The organism is Georgenia sp. SYP-B2076 (assembly GCF_003991205.1).
In the GTDB taxonomy this organism is placed as follows: Bacteria; Actinomycetota; Actinomycetes; order Actinomycetales; family Actinomycetaceae; genus Georgenia.
Window position 1 is genome coordinate 21,904 of sequence record NZ_RXOZ01000004.1, and the last position, 21,928, is coordinate 43,831.

General features: G+C 75.2%; 18 protein-coding genes. 3 read left to right on the top strand and 15 right to left on the bottom strand.

What is annotated here, in order from left to right:
- Window positions 1-119 precede the first annotated feature (119 nt).
- The 7 genes from EJK16_RS02275 to EJK16_RS02305 all read right to left on the bottom strand — a co-directional run bounded on the left by EJK16_RS02275 (window position 120) and on the right by EJK16_RS02305 (window position 8,223).
- Window positions 120-1,631, bottom strand: coding sequence for an RNB domain-containing ribonuclease (locus tag EJK16_RS02275; RefSeq protein WP_127125936.1), 1,512 nt, complete (start codon window positions 1,629-1,631; stop codon window positions 120-122).
- A 25-nt stretch (window positions 1,632-1,656) separates the two neighbouring features.
- On the bottom strand, window positions 1,657-2,226 hold the full coding sequence (locus EJK16_RS02280; protein ID WP_127125938.1) for a hypothetical protein: 570 nt from the start codon (window positions 2,224-2,226) through the stop codon (window positions 1,657-1,659).
- 156 nt (window positions 2,227-2,382) lie between these two features.
- Window positions 2,383-3,777, bottom strand: a complete 1,395-nt coding sequence (locus EJK16_RS02285) for a N,N-dimethylformamidase beta subunit family domain-containing protein (protein WP_205739558.1) — start codon at window positions 3,775-3,777, stop codon at window positions 2,383-2,385.
- A 262-nt stretch (window positions 3,778-4,039) separates the two neighbouring features.
- The gene (locus EJK16_RS02290) at window positions 4,040-4,306 is read right to left on the bottom strand and encodes an HPr family phosphocarrier protein (protein WP_127125942.1); all 267 of its coding nucleotides are present in this window, start codon (window positions 4,304-4,306) and stop codon (window positions 4,040-4,042) included.
- A 29-nt stretch (window positions 4,307-4,335) separates the two neighbouring features.
- Window positions 4,336-6,474, bottom strand: a complete 2,139-nt coding sequence (locus EJK16_RS02295) for a fructose-specific PTS transporter subunit EIIC (protein ID WP_127125944.1) — start codon at window positions 6,472-6,474, stop codon at window positions 4,336-4,338.
- Window positions 6,475-6,546: 72 nt separating this feature from the next.
- Complete coding sequence (locus EJK16_RS02300) at window positions 6,547-7,506, bottom strand: 1-phosphofructokinase family hexose kinase (RefSeq protein WP_127125946.1); 960 nt, start codon at window positions 7,504-7,506, stop codon at window positions 6,547-6,549.
- Window positions 7,507-7,785: 279 nt separating this feature from the next.
- Complete coding sequence (locus EJK16_RS02305; RefSeq protein ID WP_240645727.1) at window positions 7,786-8,223, bottom strand: sterol carrier family protein; 438 nt, start codon at window positions 8,221-8,223, stop codon at window positions 7,786-7,788.
- A 138-nt stretch (window positions 8,224-8,361) separates the two neighbouring features.
- On the opposite strand from EJK16_RS02305, the gene EJK16_RS02310 reads away from it, so the two are divergent.
- Window positions 8,362-9,864, top strand: a complete 1,503-nt coding sequence (locus EJK16_RS02310) for an MFS transporter (protein ID WP_127125948.1) — start codon at window positions 8,362-8,364, stop codon at window positions 9,862-9,864.
- Here EJK16_RS02310 and EJK16_RS02315 read toward each other — a convergent pair.
- The 4 genes from EJK16_RS02315 to purL form a co-directional block, all read right to left on the bottom strand.
- The gene (locus EJK16_RS02315) at window positions 9,833-10,135 is read right to left on the bottom strand and encodes a thiamine-binding protein (RefSeq protein WP_127125950.1); all 303 of its coding nucleotides are present in this window, start codon (window positions 10,133-10,135) and stop codon (window positions 9,833-9,835) included. The two genes, EJK16_RS02310 and EJK16_RS02315, sit on opposite strands and share 32 nt — an antisense overlap.
- Before the next feature lie 84 nt (window positions 10,136-10,219).
- Window positions 10,220-10,963, bottom strand: a complete 744-nt coding sequence (locus EJK16_RS02320; protein ID WP_370275891.1) for a copper homeostasis protein CutC — start codon at window positions 10,961-10,963, stop codon at window positions 10,220-10,222.
- 70 nt (window positions 10,964-11,033) lie between these two features.
- The gene (gene gdhA, locus EJK16_RS02325) at window positions 11,034-12,386 is read right to left on the bottom strand and encodes an NADP-specific glutamate dehydrogenase (RefSeq protein ID WP_370275893.1); all 1,353 of its coding nucleotides are present in this window, start codon (window positions 12,384-12,386) and stop codon (window positions 11,034-11,036) included.
- A gap of 195 nt (window positions 12,387-12,581) precedes the next feature.
- A complete protein-coding gene (purL, locus tag EJK16_RS02330) occupies window positions 12,582-14,888 on the bottom strand; it encodes a phosphoribosylformylglycinamidine synthase subunit PurL (protein WP_127125952.1) in 2,307 nt (768 codons plus the stop codon).
- 155 nt (window positions 14,889-15,043) lie between these two features.
- Here purL and EJK16_RS02335 point away from each other — a divergent pair, with 155 nt between their 5' ends.
- Window positions 15,044-16,459 (top strand): glycosyltransferase, encoded by a 1,416-nt coding sequence (locus tag EJK16_RS02335; RefSeq protein ID WP_127125954.1) that lies wholly within the window; start codon window positions 15,044-15,046, stop codon window positions 16,457-16,459.
- Between the two features lie 427 nt (window positions 16,460-16,886).
- Window positions 16,887-18,068 carry a ScyD/ScyE family protein gene (locus EJK16_RS02340; RefSeq protein ID WP_127125956.1) on the top strand — a complete coding sequence of 394 codons (1,182 nt, stop codon included), beginning with the start codon at window positions 16,887-16,889 and terminating at the stop codon, window positions 18,066-18,068.
- 245 nt (window positions 18,069-18,313) lie between these two features.
- Here the strand turns inward: EJK16_RS02340 and EJK16_RS02345 are convergent, their stop codons facing one another.
- From EJK16_RS02345 to EJK16_RS19445, 4 genes are all read right to left on the bottom strand, one after another.
- Window positions 18,314-19,867 (bottom strand): NAD(P)/FAD-dependent oxidoreductase, encoded by a 1,554-nt coding sequence (locus EJK16_RS02345; RefSeq protein ID WP_127125958.1) that lies wholly within the window; start codon window positions 19,865-19,867, stop codon window positions 18,314-18,316.
- 109 nt (window positions 19,868-19,976) lie between these two features.
- The gene (locus EJK16_RS02350) at window positions 19,977-21,134 is read right to left on the bottom strand and encodes a cation:proton antiporter (RefSeq protein ID WP_127125960.1); all 1,158 of its coding nucleotides are present in this window, start codon (window positions 21,132-21,134) and stop codon (window positions 19,977-19,979) included.
- A gap of 11 nt (window positions 21,135-21,145) precedes the next feature.
- Complete coding sequence (locus EJK16_RS02355; protein WP_127125962.1) at window positions 21,146-21,631, bottom strand: cation:proton antiporter regulatory subunit; 486 nt, start codon at window positions 21,629-21,631, stop codon at window positions 21,146-21,148.
- Between the two features lie 18 nt (window positions 21,632-21,649).
- Window positions 21,650-21,793: a hypothetical protein gene (locus tag EJK16_RS19445; RefSeq protein WP_164737175.1), complete on the bottom strand. Its 144-nt coding sequence runs from the start codon at window positions 21,791-21,793 to the stop codon at window positions 21,650-21,652.
- Window positions 21,794-21,928 lie beyond the last annotated feature (135 nt).

Consider the following 21,928-nt stretch of genomic DNA (forward strand, 5'->3'; position numbering starts at 1 on the left):
GCCACAGTGTGGACCTGGTTGCGGCGTCACGCCTGCTCAGAGAAGTGGTGGCACCGCGGGGCGGGGCCGGGCGCCCCTCGGTGGCGCTGCGGGTGGCGTAAGCGGCCTCCTCCGGCGGGTCACGCGAGCACGAAGCGGACCCTGCGCTCGGGGACGTCGACGTCGTCCAGGCGGACCGTGACCCGCTCGCCGAGGGGCAGCGCGTCGCCGTCGACCCGCGCCCGGACGGCGGGCCGGTTCAGCACCACGGTGCCCCGCTGCGGCGCGCCGTCGCGGTCGCCGTCGACGTCCACGACGACGCCGTCGAACGTCTCCCCCACGTGGCCCTCGAGCACCAGCGCCTCGACGGCGTCGAGCGCCCCGCGCTCGTAGGCGCCGGCGCGCCGGACGGTGCCGGCCATGGTCCCGGGCAGCCCGGGCAACGCCTCCCGCACCCAGTCCGGCACCTCGTTGCCGGCGCAGTGGGCCACGCACACCTCCAGCCCGTACCTGTCGACGAGCCGGCGCAGCGGCGCCGTGACGTGCGCGTACTCCGCCGCGATGGCGGCGTGCGCGGTGGTACGCGCGGGCTCCGCGGTGCCCGCGGGCTGGGCGGTGCCCGCGGGCACCGCGGCGGCGGGCTGCGGGTCGACGCCGAAGGCCAGGTATCCGGCGCCGCGGAAGAGCGTGGTGGCCTCGTTGAGGAACGCCGCGTGCGCCGGGACGCCGGAGTCGAGCGTGCGCAGCAGCTCGCCGTAGCCCATCGGCGCCGGCCACGGCACGCCGAGGGCCGTGGCGGTGCGGCGCAGGCGGGCGACATCTCGTGGGTCGGCCGACGGGAGGGTGCGCAGGATGCCCACGCCCGCGTCGCGCATGATCCCGGCGGCGGCGATCCCGGTGAGCAGGGACATCTGCGCGTTCCAGCCCTCCACCGGGAGGGTGGCCCGGTAGGTGAGCACGTACCCGTGGTCGGCTCGCTCGGCGTCCTGCTCCGGGATGTCCAGCGAGACCCCGCCGCGCCGGACCTCCTGCCGCTGCCGGAGGCGTCCGACGGCGCGCAGCCGCTCGGGCAGGTCCCCGGGGACGGCCGGCGGCAGGGGCGCACCGCCGTCGAGCGCGGCCTGCAACTGCTCGTACGTGAGCTGGGCGCGGGACCGCACGGTGGCCCGCTCCACCCGCGCGTCGACCAGGCCGCCGTCGGCGCCGAGCCGCAGGTGCCACACGCAGGCCGGACGCACCTGGCCCTCGAGGAGGCTGGCGGCCCCGGCACTGAGGATCGGCGGGTGCAGCGGGACCGTGCCGTCGGGACCGTAGACGGTCACGCCGCGCTGGTGGGTCTCGCGGTCGATCGCGCCCCCCGGGGCGACGAAGCTGGCCACGGAGGCGATGGCGTACCTGACCAGGTAGCCGTCGCCGTCGGCCTGGATGTGCAGGGCCTGGTCGAGGTCCCTGGAACCGGGCGGGTCGATGGTGACGAACGGGACGTCCGTCGCGTCGGCCCCGTCCGGGGCGAGCCGGCTGGCCCACGTCGCCTCGGTGAGCACCTCGGGCGGGAACTCTGCGGGGAGGTCGAGCTCGTCCCGCAGGCGGGCGAGAGCGGTGCGCACCTTCTCGGGCGCGGCGGCCTGGATCCTCAGGTAGCGGCTGGGCACGTGGGCAGACTACGGCCGCCGGCCGCTACGCGCCGGGGACGGCCCCGGGCGCGGACGGCTCGTCACCGGGCGAGGACGCACCGGCGTCGGCCGAGGACGCGGCGGCGTCGGCGGGGCGGGCGGCGCGCCCTCGCAGCGAGCGCCGGTCGAGCCACAGGGCGACGACGGCGCCGCCGAGCGCCCCGAGGCTGCCGAACGAGATGAAGAGGAGCCAGAAGAGGTCCGAGCGTGCGAGGTCCCCGGCACCGGGGACGAGGGTGAGCAGGAACGAGAGAAGGGCGCCGACCAGGATGCCGACGAGGATGAACCGGCCGAAGCGAGGGGCGTGGCGCACGGTGCCGGGGTCCACCACGTCGGCGACGCGGTAGAGCGGCGCGTCGGCGTCGGCGTCGGCGGCGTCGTCGGCGTCGGGTGTGGCGGCTTCCCGCGTGTCGGCGCCGGGCGTCTCCACGCCCGCGCCGTCCCGCGTCACAGCCTCGGGCTCCTCGTCGCCCGCCGCGACCGACGCACGCTGCGGGTCCGGCTGAGGCTCCGGCGTCGTTCCTTCCGGCTGATCGGGGGCGGGAAGGTTCTCGTCGGCAGGGCTCGGACTCACGGGCCCAACCTACCGTCCGGACCGCGGGAGCCCGATGGCGGCGTTCCTCGCCACGGTTTGTCGCCCTGGCCCGGTTGAGCTGTGGCGCCGTCGGACGGTGCGCGACCACCGGCGCATGCGCGCCTCCCACCCGCTCGACGGCGCGTGGGCACGACCTCAGCGCGAAGGTGTCGCCGAGCCCTCGAGGGCCACGTTGTCGACGGCCGGGCGCGCCCGGCCCGCCGGGCCGGCGGCGAACGTCCGCAGCAGGTTCGTCGTCACCTGGCTGACGATCGCGTCGTTGCGGGCGGCGTCCGGGCCGCTGCCCGCGCCGTCGTCCAGCGCGCGCACCCACATGTTCGTGCCGACATCGAGCACGCCGGCGCCGCTGGGCGCCGAGTAGTAGGCCATGTCGGCGTGGGAGTGGCGCCCGCGGCAGGTCACCGGAGAGTGCGCCAGTATCTGGATCGGTCGCGGCGTCGGCACCGCGGTGTTGACCCGGTCGTACTCCGAGCCGACCAGGTCGGTCAGGGTCGTGTCGGGGCCCGCGCCGCTGCCGCCGAACAACCATCCCGGGGCGTCGGTGACGACCATCGGAGCCCTCACCGGGTTGCACTCGTAGAAGGTGCCGGTCAGGTCCGACTGCGGGCGCGGGCGCGGGCCGCTCGGCCAGTCCGCCGTCACCTCGGCGTCGTTCTTGCCGAGCAACGGGTCGAGCCTCGGCTCCTTGTAGTCGATCTGCAGGCGCCGATCGCCGGTGCTCGTGCCGGCGAACCGGATGTGCCGGTAGACGGCGTTCGCGCCGAGAAAGGCGATGTTCGTGCCGGCGTCGCGGGCGGCGGTCAGCCGGTCCCGCATGGTGCTGGACCAGTACTCGTCATGGCCGAGGGAGATCACCGCCCGGGCGCCCTGCACGGCGGCGGGGTCGCGGTCGAGGTCGACGTCGGTGAGGTAGCCCAGGTTGAGGCCGAGCCGCTCGGCGAGGCGGACCGCCGGCAGCTCGTCGGCCAGGAACAGTCCGGTGCCGACGTTGTCGTCGTAGGGCCGGTCGAAGCTCACCGCGTAGGAGCGGTCCGTGAAGCCGCCGGGTCCGGCGTACAGGCTTCGCCCGCCCCACCGGTTGTACGCCTGCCAGGTAGTGACGGCATTGAGGATCATGACGCGGCCGGCCGCGTCAGGGGTGCGCAGCGTGAGCGGCACGTAGGTCTGGCCGCCGGAGTCCGAGGTGAGGCGAACGACGTAGTCTCCGGGCGTCCAGCGTGAGGTCGGCAGCGTCAGCGACGGCTGCCACGGGGCGCTTGCCGTGCGGGTGGAGCCTACGGTGACCGCCGGGGCCTGCCGCCGGCCGGGCACGTGCGGTGAGGACCAGAGCCGGCGGGCCCCGACCCCCGAGTACCAGCCGACCCGGAACGCCTCGGCGCGGAACCCCGTGGCCGTGGTCGACACGAACAGCCGCACCCGCTGGCCCGGCCGCGCGCTCACGGAGTCGGCGTAGCCCTCGATCTCGCCCGGCCGGCCGGGTTGCGAGATCTGCCATCCGGGTGTTCCCGGCTGTCCGTTCTCGATGCTCACCCAGGCGGCCGAGGACGGCCGGGACGCGGCGGTGCTCGCGCTGGGCCCGGCGGAACGACCCGGCGAACCGGCCTCTTGCGGCATCGCGGTGCAGGCAGCGCAGACGAGCAGTGCGCTGGCCGCCGCGGCGAGCCGAAGGCGTCGCGGTCTCACGTGCGCTCCCTTCCGCATGGCGGCGAAGGCCACCCGGACCAGGTGGGACGCCGCCGCCTGGCGCCGCGGAGGCCGGCCCGGACCGGGGGCCGCCCTCCGCGGTGCCCGCCTACGCGTCGACGGCGTCCAGGTCCTTCTCGACGAGTCCCGCGATCTCCTCGAGCGCCTGCGCGTTGTCCGAGGTGACGGTGACCTCGGCGCCGTGCTCCGCGCCGAGCGTCATGATCATCAGCGACGAGGCCGCGTCCACGGGCTCCTCGCCGGTCACGGCCAGGGTGATCTCGTCCTCGTACCGGCCGGCCGCCTCGGCGATGAGGGCGGCGGGACGGGCGTGCAGGCCGATGGAGGATCCGACGATGACGGTCTTGCTGGGCATGGGGGTTCCTTCGGGGAGTTGGTGGTGGGTCAACGGGCGGTGGCCATGGTGGGCTCGGGCTGGGCACGCACCTCCTCGGGCTTCTTGACGCCGACGAACTGCTTGGCGGCGACCACCAGGAGCGCGGAGACCACCATCCCGGCGAGGATCGCCCCCACGAACGCGGCGACGTGCGTCATGGCGAAGAAGACGAAGATCCCGCCGTGCGGGGCGCGGGACTGGGCGTCGAAGAACATGGCGAGACCGCCGGTGAGCGCCCCGCCGGCCATCATCGACGGGATCACCCGCAGCGGGTCGGCGGCCGCGAACGGGATGGCGCCCTCGGAGATGAACGAGGCGCCCAGCAGCCACGCCGCGGTGCCGTTCTCCCGCTCCACCTCGGTGAAGAGCTTGGGCCGGATCACGGTCGCCAGGGCCATCGCGAGGGGCGGGACCATGCCGGCGGCCATGACGGCCGCCATGATGCGCAGCGTGGCCGGGTCGCTGACGTTGAGGCCGGCGACGGCGAAGGCGTACGCCGCCTTGTTGACCGGGCCGCCCAGGTCGAAGCACATCATCAGGCCGAGGATGATGCCGAGGACGACGGCGGAGGTCCCGCTCAGGCCGCTGAGCCAGCTCGACAGGCCGGTGGAGATCGCGGCCAGGGGCTGGCCGAAGAGGAACATCAACCCGCCGGCGACGATCGTGGCCAGGAGCGGGATGATCACCACGGGCATGAGGCCCGCCAGCCAGCGCGGCGCCTTGATCCGGGAGATGTACAGGGCCGCGACGCCCGCCAGGAGGCCGCCCAGGAGGCCGCCGATGAAGCCGGCGCCCACGAAGACGGCCACCGCCCCCGCGGTGAAGCCGGGGGCGATGCCGGGCCGGTCGGCGATCGCGAAGGCGATGTAGCCGGCGAGGGCCGGGACGAGGAAGCCGAAGGCAGCCGACCCGAGCTGGTGGAAGACCGCGCCGACGTAGATCGCCAGGCCCCCGGGTGGGAGGTTGAGCAGGCTGTTCTGCAGGACGATGTCGTGGGAGTTGTTGACGATGTCGTACCCGCCGAACAGGAATCCCAGCGCGATGATGAGGCCGCCCGCCGCGACGAACGGGATCATGTAGCTCACGCCCGTGAGCAGCGCCCGCTTCAGGTTCGAGCCCAGGCCGACGCCGGTCGTGGAGGCGGCGGCGGCCACGCCGGCGGCGCCTGCGGCCACGCGCCTGCCGTTCGGGTCGTCGGCCGTGGCGAGGGCCTCGGCGATCATCACGCGCGGCTCGCTGATCGCCCGCTTGACGCCCGACTCGACGACGGGCTTACCGGCGAACCGCTCCCGGCCCTTGACGCCGACGTCGGTCGCGAAGATCACGGCGTCGGCCCGGGCGATCGCCTCGGCGCTGACCGGCGTCGTGGCCGCCGACCCCTGCGTCTCGACCTCGACGGTGACGCCGTCCTCCTTGCCCGCGGCCACGAGGGCGTCCGCGGCCATATAGGTGTGCGCGATGCCGGTCGGGCAGGCGGTGATGGCGACGATGCTGCGCCGGGCGCCGTCGCCGCCGGGGGTGCCGGTGCCGGCGGGGACCTCGGTGGCCGCCCCGGCCCGGAGGGCCGCGTCCATGCCGGCCGGGGCGGAGCCCGCCGCACCGGCCGAGGCGGCGCCGGTGGCGCCGACCGCGGTGGCACCGGCGGCCGCAGTCGCGGCGCCGGCCGGGACGGTCGCCTGCTGGGCCGGGGGGTTCACGACCGCGTCGACGAGCTCGACGACGTCGTGCGGCGTCCGGGCCGCGCGCAGCGAGGCGACGAAGTCCTTGCGCACCAGTGCGCGCGCGAGCTTGGTCAGGAGCTTCATGTGCTCGGCGCCGCCCTCCTCCGCCGCGGCGATGAGGAAGACGAGGTCGGCCGGCCCGTCCGGGGCGCCGAAGTCGGCGGGGGGCGAGAGCCGGGCGAAGGCCAGGGACCCCTGGCGGACGTGGGGGGATCGGCAGTGCGGGATCGCGATACCGCCGGGGAGGCCGGTCGCGGACTTCGCCTCACGCGCGAGCGCGTCGGCGGTGAGGCCCTCCGCGTCGGCGCGCCCGGCGGCGGCGACCATCGCGGCGAGGCCGGCGATGACCTCGTCCTTGGCCGTGCCGAGGTCGGCGTCGAGCCGGACGAGGTCGGTGGTGATGAGCCCCGGTGCGTCGATGGGCATGGGGGTCTCCTTCTCGGGATGTGGGGGACGGGGGCCGGGCACTTTGGTGGGCCCGGACGGGTCGATGGACGGTCAGTCGACGTGCTGGACCCGGACGCGGTCGACGTCGAGCTGGTCGGGACGGGGCAGCGACGTCCCCGGCAGGGACGTGGCGGCAGAGCCGTAGGCGACGGCGTGGCGCAGGCGGCCCGGGGCGTCGGCGCCCGAGGTCGCGGCGAGCAGGTACCCGGCGAGCGCCGAGTCCCCGGCTCCGACGGTGCTGCGGGGCACGATCGGGGGCGGTGCGGCGCTCCAGGCGCCGTCCGCCGTGACGAGCAGGGCACCGGCGGCGCCGAGCGTCGCGAGCACGGCGCCCACGCCGGCGTCGAGGAGGCCGCGGGCCGCGCCGACCGACGGGCCAAGGTCCCCGGCCGCGGCGGAGGCCTCGAGCGCGGCGGGGTCCGTCCCGGTGAGCTGCGCGAGCTCCTCGGAGTTCGGCTTGAGCAGATCCGGGGCGGAACGGGGGAAGGCGGCCGCGAGCGCCCGCAACGGGGCGTCGGAGGTGTCCACGGCCACGCGCGCCCCGGCCGCCCGGACCTGGACGACGAGCTCGGCGTACCAGCTCGCCGGCACCCCGGGCGGGAGGGAGCCCGAGAGCACGACCCAGCCGTCCTCGTCGGACGCGGTCAGGACCCGCCGCGCCAGCGCCGCGAGCTCCTCGCTCCCGAGCTCGGTGCCGGGCTCGTTGATCTTGGTCGTGGTGCCGTCCGGCTCGGTCACCGCCAGGTTGGTCCGCACGAGCGCGGGCACCGCGACGGCGCGGTAGGTGACCCGCAGGGTGTCGAGCGCGGCCAGGAGCGGGTCGTCCGGGCGGGCGGGCAGCACGGCGAGCGCCTCCTCGCCGGCGAGCGTGACGACCCGGGCGACGTTGACGCCCTTGCCGCCCGCCTCGACGCCGACCGAGACGATCCGGTTGACCCCGCCGCGGACGAGCGGCCCGGCGAGGGTCGCGGTGCGGTCCAGGCTCGGGTTGGCCGTGAGGGTGACGATCATGCGGTCACCACGTCGAGGCCGGGCTCTGCGTCATCGCCCGGTCGGCGATGGATGTGGCTCTCCTCGGCAAGCATGGCGCCCTCGCCCCTGTGTCGACCGACAGAACAAACCCAACCGGATGTTGCCTGATGTGAGGTTAAGCCCGACTGTGTGTGGTTGGCAACACCTGTGGCAGAGAATCTGGGGTGTGGGGTTGCGCGGCGGCCGGCCCGTCAGTGCCGCGGGCGGCGGGGCGTCAGCGCCTCGGTCGGCGGCCCTCAGCGCCGCGGCGGGCGAGCGTCAGCGCCGCGGCGGGCGGATGCGCACCAGGGGCAGGACGGCGCTCAGGTCCGCGCGGGTCCCGGACGCGCTCACCCGCCCGGCGGCGACGGCGTCGTGCCACGCGATCCGGCCCGTCGCGAGGGCGAGCCAGGTCTCCTGGTCCGTCTCGATGACGTTCGGCGGCGTGCCGCGGGTGTGGCGGGGGCCGGCGATGGCCTGGACCGCGCCCGCCGGGGGCACCCGCACCTCCACGCTGTTGCCGGGCGAGCTGACGGCCAGCTCCTCGAGGGTGAAGCGCACGGCGGTACGCACGACGGCGGCCGGCAGGGCCGCCGCGTCGCCCGCCCCGGCCTCCGGGGCCGGGCCGGCGGGTCCGTCGCCCGAATCCTGGAACGCCGACCACCGGCGCAGGGCCGTCATGCCGTCGGAGGGGTCGATGCGTCTGCGGGGTGGCACCGTTCCACCGTAACCGGCCCCCCGCCGCCGGGTCGGACGCGACGACGCCGCGGCCCCGGCGGTCGGGACGACGCCGCGGCCCCAGGCGGCTCGGCGCCCCCGGTTTCCTTCCTCCCCCCGCCCTGCTAAACCAGTGCGATGACCCCTCGGGCAACGCCCTCCCCCGGCGAGCGCGACGCCGACCGCAGCCGGTGGCGCGCCTTCGCGGTCTGCCTGGGCGCGGGCTTCGTGACGCTCCTCGACGTCTCGATCGTCAACGTCGCGCTCCCCTCGGTCGAGAGGTCGCTGGCCGCCGGCCCGGCCGAGCTGCAGTGGATCGTGGCCGGGTACACCCTCGCCTTCGGCCTGTCCCTGGTGCCCGCGGGCCGGATCGGTGATGTGCTCGGGCGCCGCGGGGTCTTCGTCGCCGGCCTCACGGCGTTCGTGCTCGCCTCGGCCGCCTGCGGCCTCGCCACGACCCCCGAGATGCTCGCGCTGACCCGGGTGGTGCAGGGCCTCAGCGCCGGGGTGCTCAACCCGCAGGTGGTCGGGCTCATCCAGCAGCTCTTCACCGGCCGCGACCGCGGGCGCGCCTTCGGGCTGTTCGGCGCGACCATCGGGATCTCGACGGCCACCGGGCCGTTGCTGGGCGGGGCGCTGCTGGCCCTCTTCGGCGAAGCCGAGGGCTGGCGGTCGGTCTTCCTCGTCAACGTCCCCATCGGCGCCGTGCTGATCGTCCTCGCCCTGCGGTACCTGCCCCGGCCCGCTCCCGGCGCCGACCGGGCGCCCCGGGCGCGGCTGGACATCGACGTCGTCGGCCTCGTCCTGGTCGCGGCCAGCGTGCTGTGCGTGATGCTGCCGTTCATCTCCCTCGCGGAGCGCTCCGCGAACACGCCCTGGTGGCTGCTGGGCGTCGCGGTGGTCGTCCTGGTCGTGTTCTGGTGGTGGGAGCGGCGCACCGAGCGCGCCGGCCGCGCACCGGTGCTCTCGGCCTCGCTGCTGCGCACGCGCTCGTTCACCTTCGGCGCGGCGGTGGGGACCGCCTACTTCGCGGGTTTCACCGGGATCTTCCTCGTCGGCACCCTGTACCTCCAGCTCGGCCTCGGCCTGACGCCGCTGGAGGCGGGTCTGGTGCAGACCCCCTTCGCGCTGGTCGGCGCGGTCTCCGCGGCACTGAGCGGGCGGCTCGTCGAGCGCTTCGGGCGGTGGACCGTCGTCGTCGGGATCGTCGTGATGTCGGCGGGGATCGTGGGGGTGGACATCACCGTCGGCCGCACGGACGGCGTCCCCGCCGCGCTCGCGATGGCGGCGTGGCTGGCGCTGGCGGGCCTCGGGAACGGCGTGGTGATCTCGCCGAACCAGACCCTCACCCTCCACGACGTGCCCGTCGCCGAGGGCGGCACCGCGGGCGGGGTGCTGCAGACCACCCAGCGCATCGGCGCCGCCGTGGGGATCGCGATCATCAGCTCGGTGTTCTTCTCCACCCTGGCCACGGACGGCGGCCCTGGCGCGCTGGCCCACGGGTTCGGCCCGGCCCTGAGCGCGGGTCTGCGGGTCACGCTGGGGCTGTTCGTCCTCGCCGTCCTGATCGCCGTGGTCGACGCCGTGCGGCGCTCGCACGGCGAGCCCGTCAGCCCTGCAGGCGCTCCTCCACCCGCCTGACCTTCTCGGTCAGCTGCCCGGTGTGGCCGGGGCGGATGTCCGCCTTGATGACCAGGGTCACCCGCGGGCTCGTGGCCGCGACGGCCTCGGTCGCGCGCCTGATGACGTCGAGGCACTCGTCCCACCCGCCCTCGACGGTCGTGAACATCGACGTGGTCTCGTTCGGCAGGCCCGACTCGCGGACGATGCGCACCGCCTCCGCCACGGCGGCGCTGACCGAGCCGTCGGGGGTGTCGGAAGTGGTGGGGGCGACGGAGAAGGCGAAGAGCATGCCGCCAGCGTAGTGAGCGCGGGGCCGCCGGCGCGAAGCCGCCGGCGCGAAGCCGCCGGCGCGGGGCCGCCGGCGCGGGGCCCGTCAGCGCGGCGAGCGGCCGGCCTCGAGCACGGCGGAGCGCGCCGCCTGGACGAGCGCCGGGTCGGTGGAGTCGTACACGACCGGCCCCCCGCCCGGGCCCGCCGGGCCGGCGTCGTGCGCCGGGGTGCGGGCGGACAGGTGCACGGCGTCCACGCCCGCCTGGGCCAGCGCGGCCATGTGCCCGGGGCGCACCCGCCCGCCGGCCATGACCTCGAGGCGGCCGTCCGCGGCGTCGACCAGCGCGGCCAGCGTGCCGACCCCGCCCAGCGCCCACGGCGCCCCGCCGGAGGTGAGCACCCGGGCGACGCCGAGGCCGACCAGCCGCTCGACCAGGGCGGCCGGGTCCGCCGCGCGCGCCAGAAGCACGTCGACACAGCGGTGGACGGTGACCTCGATGCCCTCGGCGGCGCGCACGAGCGCCTTGAGGGCGTGCCGGTCCAGCTCCACGCCCCCGCCGTCGTCCGTGAGCGCGCCGACGACGACCCCGGCGGCCCCGGCGTCGACGAGGGCCTCGATGTCCCGGACCATGACGGAGACCTCGGTGGCGGTGAAGAGGAACCCCCCGGCGCGGGGCCGCACGAGCACGTGGACGTCCGTGCCGACGCCGGTGGCGAGCTCGACCAGGCCGAGGCTCGGCGTGAGGCCGCCGAGCGGGAGGGCCTGACACAGCTCGACCCGGTCGGCGCCGCCTTGCGCGGCGACCCGCACGCCGTCGACGTCCTGCACCGCGATCTCGAGCTTCATCGCCACATCCTCGCCGACGGCCTCACGGCCGCCCGCACCGACCCGCCCGGTCGGGCGGAGAGCGGCGCGGTCAGATGACACCGTGGGCGAGCATGGCGTCGGCGACCTTGGTGAAGCCGGCGACGTTGGCGCCGAGGACGTAGTTGCCCGGGTCGCCGTACTCCTCGGCGGTGTTCGCGCACTCGTCGTGGATGCCGTCCATGATGGTCTCGAGCCGGGAGGCGACCTGGCTGAAGCTCCACGGGTCGCGCCCGGCGTTCTGCTGCATCTCCAGCGCCGAGGTGGCCACGCCCCCGGCGTTGGCCGCCTTGCCCGGCGCGAAGAGGACGTCGGCGCCCTGCAGCGCCTCGGTGGCGTCCGGCGTCGTGGGCATGTTCGCCCCCTCGGCAACGGCGACCACCCCGCCCCGCACGAGCGCCTCGGCGCCGTGGACGTCGAGCTCGTTCTGGGTGGCGCACGGCAGCGCGACGGTGCACGGCACGTCCCACACGCGCCCGCCCTGGATCAGGCGGGAGCCGGGACGCCGGGCGACGTAGTCGGCGGCGCGGCCGCGCTCGACCTCCTTGACCTCGCGCAGCAGGCCCAGGTCCACGCCCGCCTCGTCGACGACGTAGCCCGAGGAGTCGGAGAAGGTCACCACGTGCGCGCCGAGCTCCTGGGCCTTGGCGACGGCGTAGATCGCCACGTTCCCGGACCCCGAGATGATGACGCGCTGGCCCTCCATGGACTGGCCCTTGGTGGCGAGCATGCGGTCGGCGAAGATCACGGCCCCGAAGCCGGTGGCCTCGGTGCGGGCGAGGGACCCGCCCCAGCCGACGCCCTTGCCCGTGAGCACGCCCTCGTAGCGGTTGGTCAGGCGCTTGTACTGGCCGAAGAGGTAGCCGATCTCGCGGCCGCCGACCCCGATGTCACCGGCGGGGACGTCGGTGTACTCGCCGATGTGGCGGTGCAGCTCGGTCATGAACGACTGGCAGAAGCGCATGACCTCGGCGTCGCTGCGGCCGTGGGGGTCGAAGTCGGAGCCGCCCTTGCCGCCGCCGATCCCCATGCCCGTCAGGGCGTTCTTGAAGGTCTGCTCGAAGCCGAGGAACTTGACGATCCCCAGGTTCACGGAGGGGTGGAACCGCAGACCGCCCTTGAACGGGCCGAGCGCGCTGTTGAACTGCACACGGAATCCCCGGTTGACCTGGACCACGCCGGCGTCGTCCACCCAGGGCACCCGGAACATGATCTGGCGCTCCGGCTCGACCATGCGCTGCAGGATGGCCTGCTCGTGGTACTCGGGGTGCCTGGCCACCACCGGTCCGAGTGTGTCGAACACCTCACGGAGGGCCTGGTGGAACTCGGGCTCGCCGGGGTTGCGGCGCAGCGCCTTCTCGTAGACGTCCTCAAGCTCCTGCTGCACGTCAAGCTGCTGTAGCACGTGAGTTACTTCCTTGTCGGGATGCGGCCGTGAGGCCGCGGGTCGGTGTCCGGTCTGTCGTGGCAAGCCCACGCCCAGGGGCCGAGCGGTCAAGACCCTACTGGCGAGCGGTCAAGTATTGACCGACAGGTCAAGTCCTGACCAACGGGGCCTGCCGGTCAGGACTTGACCGCTCGCGGGGCGGGGGGGCGGGCGTCAGCCGAAGTATTTCGGCAGGGTCGCCGCCGAGGCCTCGGCCAGCTCCGCCAGCGGGATGGTGAAGCCGTCCCGGACGCTGAGGTCCGCGCCGCCGGTGGTGCCGATCCGCGCCGCGGGGATGCCGTGGCCCTCGGCCAGCTCGATGAGCCGGGCCTCGTGCTCGGGCGTGACGGCGACGACGGCGCGGGCGCCGGTCTCGGCGAACAGGAGCGTGGCGAGGTCGACGCCGTCCCGGGCGGCCACCTCGCCCAGGTCCACCGAAGCGCCGACGCCGAAGCGCAGCGAGCTGTCGACGAGGGTCTGGACCAGGCCGCCGGTGGAGACGTCGTGCGCGGCGTGCGCGGTGGTGCCCGCGGCGGCGATGAGCACGTCACCGAGGCGCATCTCGGCGGCCAGGTCCACCTTCGGCGGGGTGCCGCCGAGGTGCTGGTGGACGACGTCGGCCCAGGCGGAGCCGTCGAGCTCCTCGGCGGTGGCGCCCAGGAGGTAGACCGCGGCGCCGGCCTCGGTCCAGCCCGACGGGGTGGCGCGGGTCACGTCGTCGAGGACCCCGAGGACGCCCACCACGGCGGTGGGGTTGATCGAGGAGTCGATGCGGCCCGGCTCGCCGGTGCCGTTGTAGAGGGACACGTTGCCGCCCGTGACGGGCACGCCCATCACCTGGCAGGCGTCGGCCAGCCCGGTCATGGCCTCGACCAGCTGCCACATGGCGTCGGGGTCTTCGGGCGAGCCGAAGTTCAGGCAGTCGGTCACCGCGAGCGGCCGGGCGCCCACGGTGGCGACGTTCCGGTAGGCCTCCGCGAGGGCCTGCTGGGCGCCGGCGTAGGGGTCGAGCTTCGTGAAGCGGCCGTTCGCGTCGGTCGAGAGCGCGACCCCGAGGCCGGTGGTCTCGTCCACGCGGACCACGCCGGCGTCGTCGGGCTGGGCCAGGGCGGTGTTGCCCTGGACGTACCGGTCGTACTGGTCCGTCACCCAGGCCTTGGAGGCCAGGTTGGGCGAGGCCACCATGGCGAGGACCTGCGCGCGCAGGTCTGCCGCCGTGGCCGGCCGGGGCAGGTGCCGGGCGGAGGCGGCGTCGGCGACGAGCTCGTCCTGCCAGGACGGGCGCGCATAGGGCCGGTCGTACACCGGTCCCTCGTGGGCGACGGTCCTGGGGTCGACGTCGACGATGCGGTGGCCGTGGTGGTCGATGGTCAGCCGGCCGGTGCCGGTGACCTCGCCGATCACGGCCGTCTCGACGTCCCACCTCGAGGTGATGGCGAGGAACGCGTCGAGCTTGTCCGGGGCGACGACGGCCATCATCCGCTCCTGCGACTCGCTCATGAGGATCTCGCCGGCGGTGAGCGTGGGGTCGCGGAGCAGGACCTTCTCCAGCTCCACGTGCATGCCGCCGTCGCCGTTGGAGGCGAGCTCGGAGGTCGCGCAGGAGATGCCGGCCGCGCCGAGGTCCTGGATGCCCTCGACCACGCCCGCGGCGTAGAGCTCGAGGCAGCACTCGATGAGGACCTTCTCCATGAACGGGTCGCCGACCTGGACGCTCGGGCGCTTGGTGGGCACGCCGTCGACGAAGGTCTCGCTGGCCAGGATCGACGCGCCGCCGATGCCGTCCCCGCCGGTGCGGGCGCCGAAGAGGACGACCTTGTTGCCGGCGCCGGACGCGTTGGCCAGGTGGATGTCCTCGTGGCGCAGCACGCCCACGCACAGGGCGTTGACCAGCGGGTTGCCCTGGTAGGAGGGGTCGAAGTCCACCTCGCCGCCGATGTTGGGCAGGCCGAGGCAGTTGCCGTAGCCGCCGACGCCGGCCACGACGCCGTGCACGACGCGGGCTGTGTCCGGGTGGTCGATGGCGCCGAAGCGCAGCTGGTCCATGACGGCGACGGGACGCGCCCCCATGGAGATGATGTCGCGGACGATGCCGCCGACGCCGGTCGCGGCGCCCTGGTAGGGCTCGACGTAGCTGGGGTGGTTGTGGGACTCGATCTTGAAGGTCACGGCCCAGCCCTGCCCGATGTCCACGACGCCGGCGTTCTCGCCGATGCCGACGAGGAGGTGCTCGCGCATGGCGTCGGTGGTCTTCTCGCCGAACTGGCTCAGGTGCTTCTTCGAGGACTTGTACGAGCAGTGCTCGGACCACATCACCGAGTACATCGCGAGCTCCGCGGCCGTGGGCCGCCGGCCGAGGATGGCGACGACCCGCTCGTACTCGTCGGTCTTGAGACCGAGCTCGCGGTAGGGCAGCGCGACCTCGGGGGTCGCCGCTGCGTTCTCGACGGTGTCCGGCATCTGCTCGGCCACGCTGGTCATGATTCCTCCGCGAGCTGGGTACGGCGATGACGGGTGCCAGGCTACCCGCGCGGCGCGCGCGCCCGGAGGGTCGTCCGCGGGAGAGGTGACCTGCGCCATGGCCGCTCCGGCGATCCGCTCGCCTCCGCACCGAAGTGGGAGTTGGATCAGGAGGCATGAGGACCGTCGCTGTCGAGACCTCCCCCCTGGCGGCGCTCGCCGCGGAACTTGACGAGGTGGCGGCCCGGCGTCTCGAGGCGGGCGCCCAGCGCGCCCGCGCGCTGCTCCGCGACCGCGTCGTGTGGAACATCAGCGCGACGGACGGCGGCGGCGGGGTGGCCGAGCTGCTGCGCACCCTCCTGCCCTACGTCCGCGACGCCGGGGTGGACACCCGCTGGCTCGTGCTGGACGGGGACGCCGACTTCTTCGCCCTGGCCACGCGGCTGCACCTCGTGCTCCACGGCGACCCGGGCGACGGTGGCGAGCTCGGGCCCGAGGAGATGGCGCACTACGACCGCGTCCTGGCCGCGAACCTGGCGGAGGTGCGCGACGTCGTCTCCCCCGGCGACGTCGTCATCCTGCACGACCCGGCCACCGCCGGGCTGGTCCCCGGCCTGAAGAGCCGCGGCGCGATCGTGCTGTGGCGCAGCCACATCGGCACCGACGCCGCCGACGGCGTGGCGGACCGGGCGTGGGCCTTCCTCGAGCCGTCCCTGGACCGCGTCGACCGGGTCATCCTCACCCGCGCGACCTACCGGCCGGGCTTCCTCGACGAGGGCCTGGTGCGGGTCATCGCGCCGTCCGTGGACCCCCTCTCGCCGAAGAACCGCCATCTCGACGCGGCGACCGTCACCTCGCTGCTGCGCTCGTGCGGCGCCCTCGCGGGCGGGGCGGACGCGGGCCCGACCGGCGACACCCAGGACGCCGGTGACCCCGCCACCGGCGAGACCGGCGGGCCGTCGTCGCAGAGGGCGGGCGGTCCCGTCCCCGCCGACGCCCGGGTGGTGCTGCAGGTCTCCCGCTGGGACCGCCTCAAGGACATGACCGGGGTGCTCATCGCCTTCGACGAGGGCTTCGACCAGGTCCCGCCGGACGTCCACCTCGTCCTCGCGGGCGCCGAGGCGCGGGCGGAGGACCGCGCCGGCACCGAGGTACTCGAGCAGTGCCTGCAGATGTGGCACGGGCTCGAGGGCGACGTCCGCGCCCGGGTGCACGTGGTGTGCCTGCCGGCCGACGATGTCGCGCACAACGCCCTGCTGGTCAACGCCCTCCAGCGCTACGCCACGGTGGTGGTCCAGAAGAGCCTCGTGGAGGGCTTCGGGCTGACCGTCGCGGAGTCGCTGTGGAAGGGGCGGCCCGTCGTCGCCACGGCGGTGGGCGGGATCCTCGACCAGATCGAGGACGGCACCAACGGCCTGCTCGTGCCCGACCCGAGGGACCTGGAGGGGCTGATGACCCGGGTGTGCCGGCTCCTGGCGGAGCCCGGCTTCGCCGCGCAGCTCGGTGCCACCGCCCAGGCCCGCGTGCGCCGGGAGTTCCTCAGCGACCGCCATCTGCTGCAGTACGTCGACGTGCTCGAGGAGCTGCTGTGACGGCCGACGGCGCGGGAAGCTGCCAGGCCTGAGCCGGCGCGGAGACCCGCCCCACCGGGGCTCGAGCCGGCGCGGAGACCCGCCCCGCCGGGGCTCGAGCCGGCGCGGAGCCGAAGAGAACGTACGGACAATCCGTACGTTCTTTTCGGGGCTGACACCGAGGGACCCACTTCCGGGCGGGGTACCGCCCGGGAGCGCCCTGGGGGCCGCCCCGGGTCCCGCGCCCGCGACCACGGGGAGCACCGTTCGGGCCTCCAGGGTGGGCAGGCCGGGCGTGGCCCGCGAGGTCAGCGCGGGGGGCCGCGCCACCTTGACGGCGCGCCCCGACCTGCGCGGATACTCGACCTGCCAGGGCTGGCGATGACGCGCGCCACTTGCGAGAGGCTCAGCCGCCAGCCGGTCCGTCCGGTCCGCTGCGGGAGAAGCCATGAAGTCACGAGTACCCCTGGCCGGCGCGGCAGCGGCGTGCCTGACCCTGCCGCTTGTCGGGGTCGGGCCCGCCCTCGCCGGCCACGACGACGGGCCCCGTGCGGCGGCCGGCGGCGTCGAGGTCGTCGCGTCCGGCCTCGCCAACCCGCGAGGCCTCGCCGTGCTGGACGGAGACGTGTACGTCGCGCAGGCGGGCAGCGGCAGGGCGGCCGGCGACCCGGAGCGGTGCTTCATCGGCGCGGAGGAGATGCGCGTCTGCCTGGGCGCCACCGGGAAGATCTCGCGGCTCGACGTCGACGACGACGGCACGGCCAAGGTGACCGACGTCGTCACGGGCCTGGCCTCGCTCGCGGGCGAGGGGGGCGCCCAGGCCGTCGGCCCCACGGACGTCACGGTCGACGGCAACGACCGGCTGCACGCCGTCATCGGGCTGGGCGGGAACCCCGAGGCCGCCAAGGCGCTCGGTGCCGAGGCGCCCGCCGACCAGCTGGCGACGGCGGGGCTTGTCGACCGGCACGACGGGACCTACGACGCATACGCGGACGTCGGCGCCTTCGAGGTCGCCCACAACCCTGACGGCAACGTCCCGTTCGACACCAACCCGTACGCGATCGCCGCGAGCCGAGGCGTGCGCGTGGTCGCCGACGCCGGCGGCAACACCCTGCTGCGCGTCAAGCGGAACGGCGACGTCTCCACGCTCGCGGTGTTCCCCGACGAGGCGTCGGTCCAGGTGCCCGGGGCCCCGCCCGGGACGATGATCGAGCCCCAGGCCGTGCCCAACGCCGTGGTCCGCGGACCCGACGGCGCGTTCTACGTCGGCCAGCTCACGGGCTTCCCGTTCGTCCCCGGCACCGCCACCGTCTGGCGCGTCACCCCCGGCAAGGACCCGAAGGTCTACGCAGACGGCTTCACCAACATCATCGACCTCGCCTTCACGCGCGAGGGCAACCTCCTGGTCCTCGAGATCGCGAAGGACGGGTTGCTGGCCACCCCGCCCGGCGCCCTGCCCACCGGTGCGCTCATCGAGGTCTCCCGCAAGGACACGGACGACCGTGAGGTCCTCACCGAGGACCTCGCCGCGCCGGGCGGCGTGGCGGTGGACGGCTCGACGGCATACATCACGAACAAGGCGGTCACCCCCGACGCCGGAGAGGTCCTCAGGCTGGACCTGGGCGACTGAGCCGCCCGACGGGCGCCGTGGCCGATCCGTCTCGCTCCTCCGGCACCACGCCAGCCCGACGCGGCCTGCGCATCCACTGTGGTGAGGGATCGCTGGCATATGACCGGCAAATCCTCACCACACGGGTTGATGGGCGCCGGGGCCATGGTCGCCCTGCCGGTCAGCGCGCCGGCCGTGGCGGCGTGCCCCCCGGCCCCGCGTCCGTGGTCGGCGTGCCCCTCGGCGCCGGGGCCGTGGGCGCCACCTCAGCGCCGGCGGTCGGCCTCCAGGAGACGCAGCCACACCTCGCTCATCGTGGGGTAGGCCGGCACCGCGTGCCAGAGCCGGCCGAGCGGCACCTCGCCGACGACGGCGATGGTCGCGGCGTGCAGCAGCTCGGCCACGTCCTGGCCCACAAAGGTCGCGCCCAGCACGACGTCGCTCTCGTCGTCGAGCACCAGCTGCGCCCAGCCGGAGTACCCGTCCGCGACCAGGCTGGCGCCCGCGACGTCGCCGAGGTCCTCCTCGACGGTGCGGACCCGGCGCCCGTGCTCCCGCGCGTCGGCGTCCGTCAGGCCGACGTGGGCGACCTCGGGGTCGGTGAAGATCACCTGGGGCACGGCCACGTGATCGGAGGTGGACGCGTAGCGGGTCCAGGCCTCGACCTCGTCGCCGAGCGTGCCCGCGGCGCGTGCGGCGATGGCGTCGCCCACCACCCGGCCGGCGTACTTGCCCTGGTGCGTCAGGGGCGCCCGGCCGGTCAGGTCGCCGGCGGCGTAGAGCCAGCCGTCCTCGACCTGCGTCACCCGCCCGGAGTCGTCGACCTCGATCGGCGCGCCGTCGTCGAGCTGGACGCCGACGGTCTCCAGCCCGAGCCCGGTGGTCGCGGGACGGCGGCCGACGGCCACGAGGAGCTCATCTGCTGTCACCGCGGTGCCGTCGTCGAGGTGGACGACGACGGCGGCGTCCGGCCCGCCCGGACGCTCCACGCTGGAAGGGCTGACGCCCTCGCGCACGTCCACGCCGCTCTCGCCCAGGGCGCGGCCGACCCGCTCGCTCACCTGCGGCGCGAACGACGCGAGCACCTGGTGGCGCGCGACCAGGGTGACGCGCGCACCGAGGCGGGCGTAGGCCTGGGCCAGCTCGACCCCGGACACCCCGGCGCCCACCACGACCAGGCTCCCCGGCACCGCCCGGGCGCTCGTCGCGTCCCGGGTCGTCCAGTGCCGGGTGCCGGCGAGCCCCTCGACCGGCAGGGTCCTCGGCTCGGAGCCGGTCGCCAGGACCACCGCGTGCCGCGCCCGCAGCACCCGCTCGCCGCCACCGCCGGCCGTGCCCGCGTCGCCGCCCGCGCCCGCGCCGCCACTGCCGCCCGCGCCCGCGCCCGCGCCGCCACCCTCGCCTTCACCCGCACCGCCCCCCTCGCTGGCGACGACGACCCGGCGGTCGCCGTCCAGGCGGGCGGAGCCCCGCACGACGGTGATCCCGGCACCGTCGGCCCACCTCACCTGGGAGCTGTCGTCCCACCCGTGGGTGAAGGTGGTGCGTCGCTGGAGCACCGCGGCGGCGTCGAGGCCACCGTCGACGGCCTGCGCCGCGCCGTCCACCCGGCGTGCTGCAGCGAGCGCCTGGCCCGGCCGGAGCAGCGCCTTCGAGGGCATGCACGCGTAGTAGGAGCACTCGCCGCCGACGAGGCCGCGCTCGACCATCGCGACGCTGAGGCCGCCCTCGTGGGCGTAGTCGGCGACGTTCTCCCCCGTGGACCCGCCGCCGATGACGACGACGTCGAAGGTGTCCGGGGTCTGCGCGGTCTGGGCCATGACGCCGAGCCTGTTCCAGGCCCGGGTGCGCCGCAACCAGAGCGCTGCGGCGCCGCGACGGACAGTGGACCGGCACCGTGCAAGCACGGGGTGACCAGCGGCGCGGCGCTCAGCCCGGCGCGAGCACGCGGGCGGACGGTGGCTCGATGTAGCGGGCGAGCAGCGGACCGGCGACGGCGAGGACCATCACGTAGCCGGTCGCCACGGGGCCGACGCCGGCGAGCCCCGCGCTCGCCGCGAGCCCGGCGATGATGATGGAGAACTCGCCGCGGGCCACGAGCGCCGCGCCGGCCCGCCGGCGCCCCGGCCTTCCCACGTGGTCGCGCCGGGCGGCGAACCAGCCGGTGGCCATCTTCGTCACGAGGGTGACGGCGGCCAGCGCGAGCACCGCCGGCAGGACCGGCCACACGGCTGCCGGGTCGGTGGACAGCCCGAAGGCGACGAAGAACGTCGCCGCGAACAGGTCGCGGAGCGGGCCCAGGATGGACCGCGCGCGGTCGGCGAAGGACGAGGGCACGGCGATCCCGACGAGGAACGCCCCGACCGCAGCGGAGGCCCCGACCGCCTGGGTGAGCCCCGCCACGAGCAGGGTCAGCCCCAGCAGCCGCAGGAGCACCTGCTCGTCGTCCGGGTGGGTGAGCAGCCGCCCGAGCCGGTGCCCGTGCCGGTGCGCGGCGCGCAGCACGAGCAGGACCGCGCCGAGCGCGAGGGCGACGCCCCCCGCCGCCTGCGCGGGGGTGCCGCCGGCGAGCGCCACGACCAGCACGGGCAGGAACAGCGCCATCGCGACGTCCTCCAGGACGAGCACCGCGAGGACGGCCGGCGTCTCACGGTTGGCGATCCGGTCGAGGGTGCCGAGCAGGCGCGCGATGATGCCCGACGACGAGACCCAGGTGATGCCGCCCAGCGCCATCGCCCCCTGCCACGGCAGCCCGAGGAGCAGCCCCGCGATAAGCCCCGGCGGCGCGTTGAGCGCGAGGTCGACGACGCCGGAGGGCCAGTGGCGGCGCAGGGAGATGACCAGCTCCGTCGCGGAGAACTCCAGGCCGAGGGTGAGCAGCAGCATGATCACGCCGATCTCGGCGGCGGTCTCCACGAAGGACTTCGCGGCGCTGAGGTCCACGAAGCCGCCGTCGCCCAGGGCGAGCGCGGCGAGCAGGATGAACGGGATCGCCGGCACGCCGAGTCGCCGCGCGAGCAGGCCCAGCAGCGACAGGCCGAGGTAGAGCGCACCGAGCTCCAGCAGCAGCGCGGTGATCTCGCCCACGGGGCACCGCCTCAGCCGTGCTCGGCCAGCATCGCGTCGAGCTCCGCGAGGCCCTCCTCGGAACCGAGCACCACGAGCACGTCGCCGCCCTGGAGCACCGTGTCCGGGCCGGGGGCGGCGACGACGTCCGCGTCCCGCACGACCGCCACGATCGAGCAGCCGGTCAGGGTGCGGGCCCGCGTCGCCCCCAGCGGCCGGCCCGCGTACCGGGAGCCGGGCCTCACGGCGAGCCTGGCCGAGCGGAGGCCGGGCACCTCGCGGGAGATGTCGGCGAACCGCTGGGTCAGCCGGGGCGCGCCGAGGATGTCGGCGACGGCGTCGGCCTCGTCCGGGTCGAGGTGGAGCATCGCGTGCGCGCGGTCGGGATCCTTCTCCTCGTAGACGACGATCTCGACGGGCCCGTCGCGGCGCACCACGATCCCCAGCAACGGCCCCGCGCTCGTCTTGAGCTCGTAGCGGATGCCGACGCCGGGCAGCAGGGTCTCCACGAGATCCATCTCGTCATCGTCCCACCGTCACCCCCGCAGGGTGTCGCGGACGGCGTCGGCAGTCCGGGCGTCGTCGACGGACAGGTGCTGCGCCTGGAGCACGTACGTGGCGGCGAGCTCCGCGAGCAGCTCGGCCCGGCGCCCGCTGGAGTACGTGCTCGTCGGCGCCACGCGGGTGCCCCGCCGCGGCGGGACAGGACCAGCCCCGCCGCCTCGAGCTCGCGGTAGGCCCGCGCGGCCGGGCGCGCAGCCGACCGGGCGGCCCGGGGGGCCCGGCGTCCCCACGCCGCCTGCGTGAGAAGATCG

What these genes read in the sequence shown, in the direction of transcription:
- EJK16_RS02290 (WP_127125942.1), bottom strand. Translation starts at nt 4,306, where the DNA reads ATGCCCAGCAAGACCGTCATCGTCGGATCCTCCATCGGCCTGCACGCC.
- EJK16_RS02295 (WP_127125944.1), bottom strand. Translation starts at nt 6,474, where the DNA reads ATGCCCATCGACGCACCGGGGCTCATCACCACCGACCTCGTCCGGCTC.
- EJK16_RS02300 (WP_127125946.1), bottom strand. Translation starts at nt 7,506, where the DNA reads ATGATCGTCACCCTCACGGCCAACCCGAGCCTGGACCGCACCGCGACC.
- EJK16_RS02310 (WP_127125948.1), top strand. Translation starts at nt 8,362, where the DNA reads ATGACCCCTCGGGCAACGCCCTCCCCCGGCGAGCGCGACGCCGACCGC.
- EJK16_RS02315 (WP_127125950.1), bottom strand. Translation starts at nt 10,135, where the DNA reads ATGCTCTTCGCCTTCTCCGTCGCCCCCACCACTTCCGACACCCCCGAC.
- EJK16_RS02320 (WP_370275891.1), bottom strand. Translation starts at nt 10,963, where the DNA reads ATGAAGCTCGAGATCGCGGTGCAGGACGTCGACGGCGTGCGGGTCGCC.
- purL (WP_127125952.1), bottom strand. Translation starts at nt 14,888, where the DNA reads ATGACCAGCGTGGCCGAGCAGATGCCGGACACCGTCGAGAACGCAGCG.
- EJK16_RS02335 (WP_127125954.1), top strand. Translation starts at nt 15,044, where the DNA reads ATGAGGACCGTCGCTGTCGAGACCTCCCCCCTGGCGGCGCTCGCCGCG.
- EJK16_RS02340 (WP_127125956.1), top strand. Translation starts at nt 16,887, where the DNA reads ATGAAGTCACGAGTACCCCTGGCCGGCGCGGCAGCGGCGTGCCTGACC.
- EJK16_RS02345 (WP_127125958.1), bottom strand. Translation starts at nt 19,867, where the DNA reads ATGGCCCAGACCGCGCAGACCCCGGACACCTTCGACGTCGTCGTCATC.
- EJK16_RS02355 (WP_127125962.1), bottom strand. Translation starts at nt 21,631, where the DNA reads ATGGATCTCGTGGAGACCCTGCTGCCCGGCGTCGGCATCCGCTACGAG.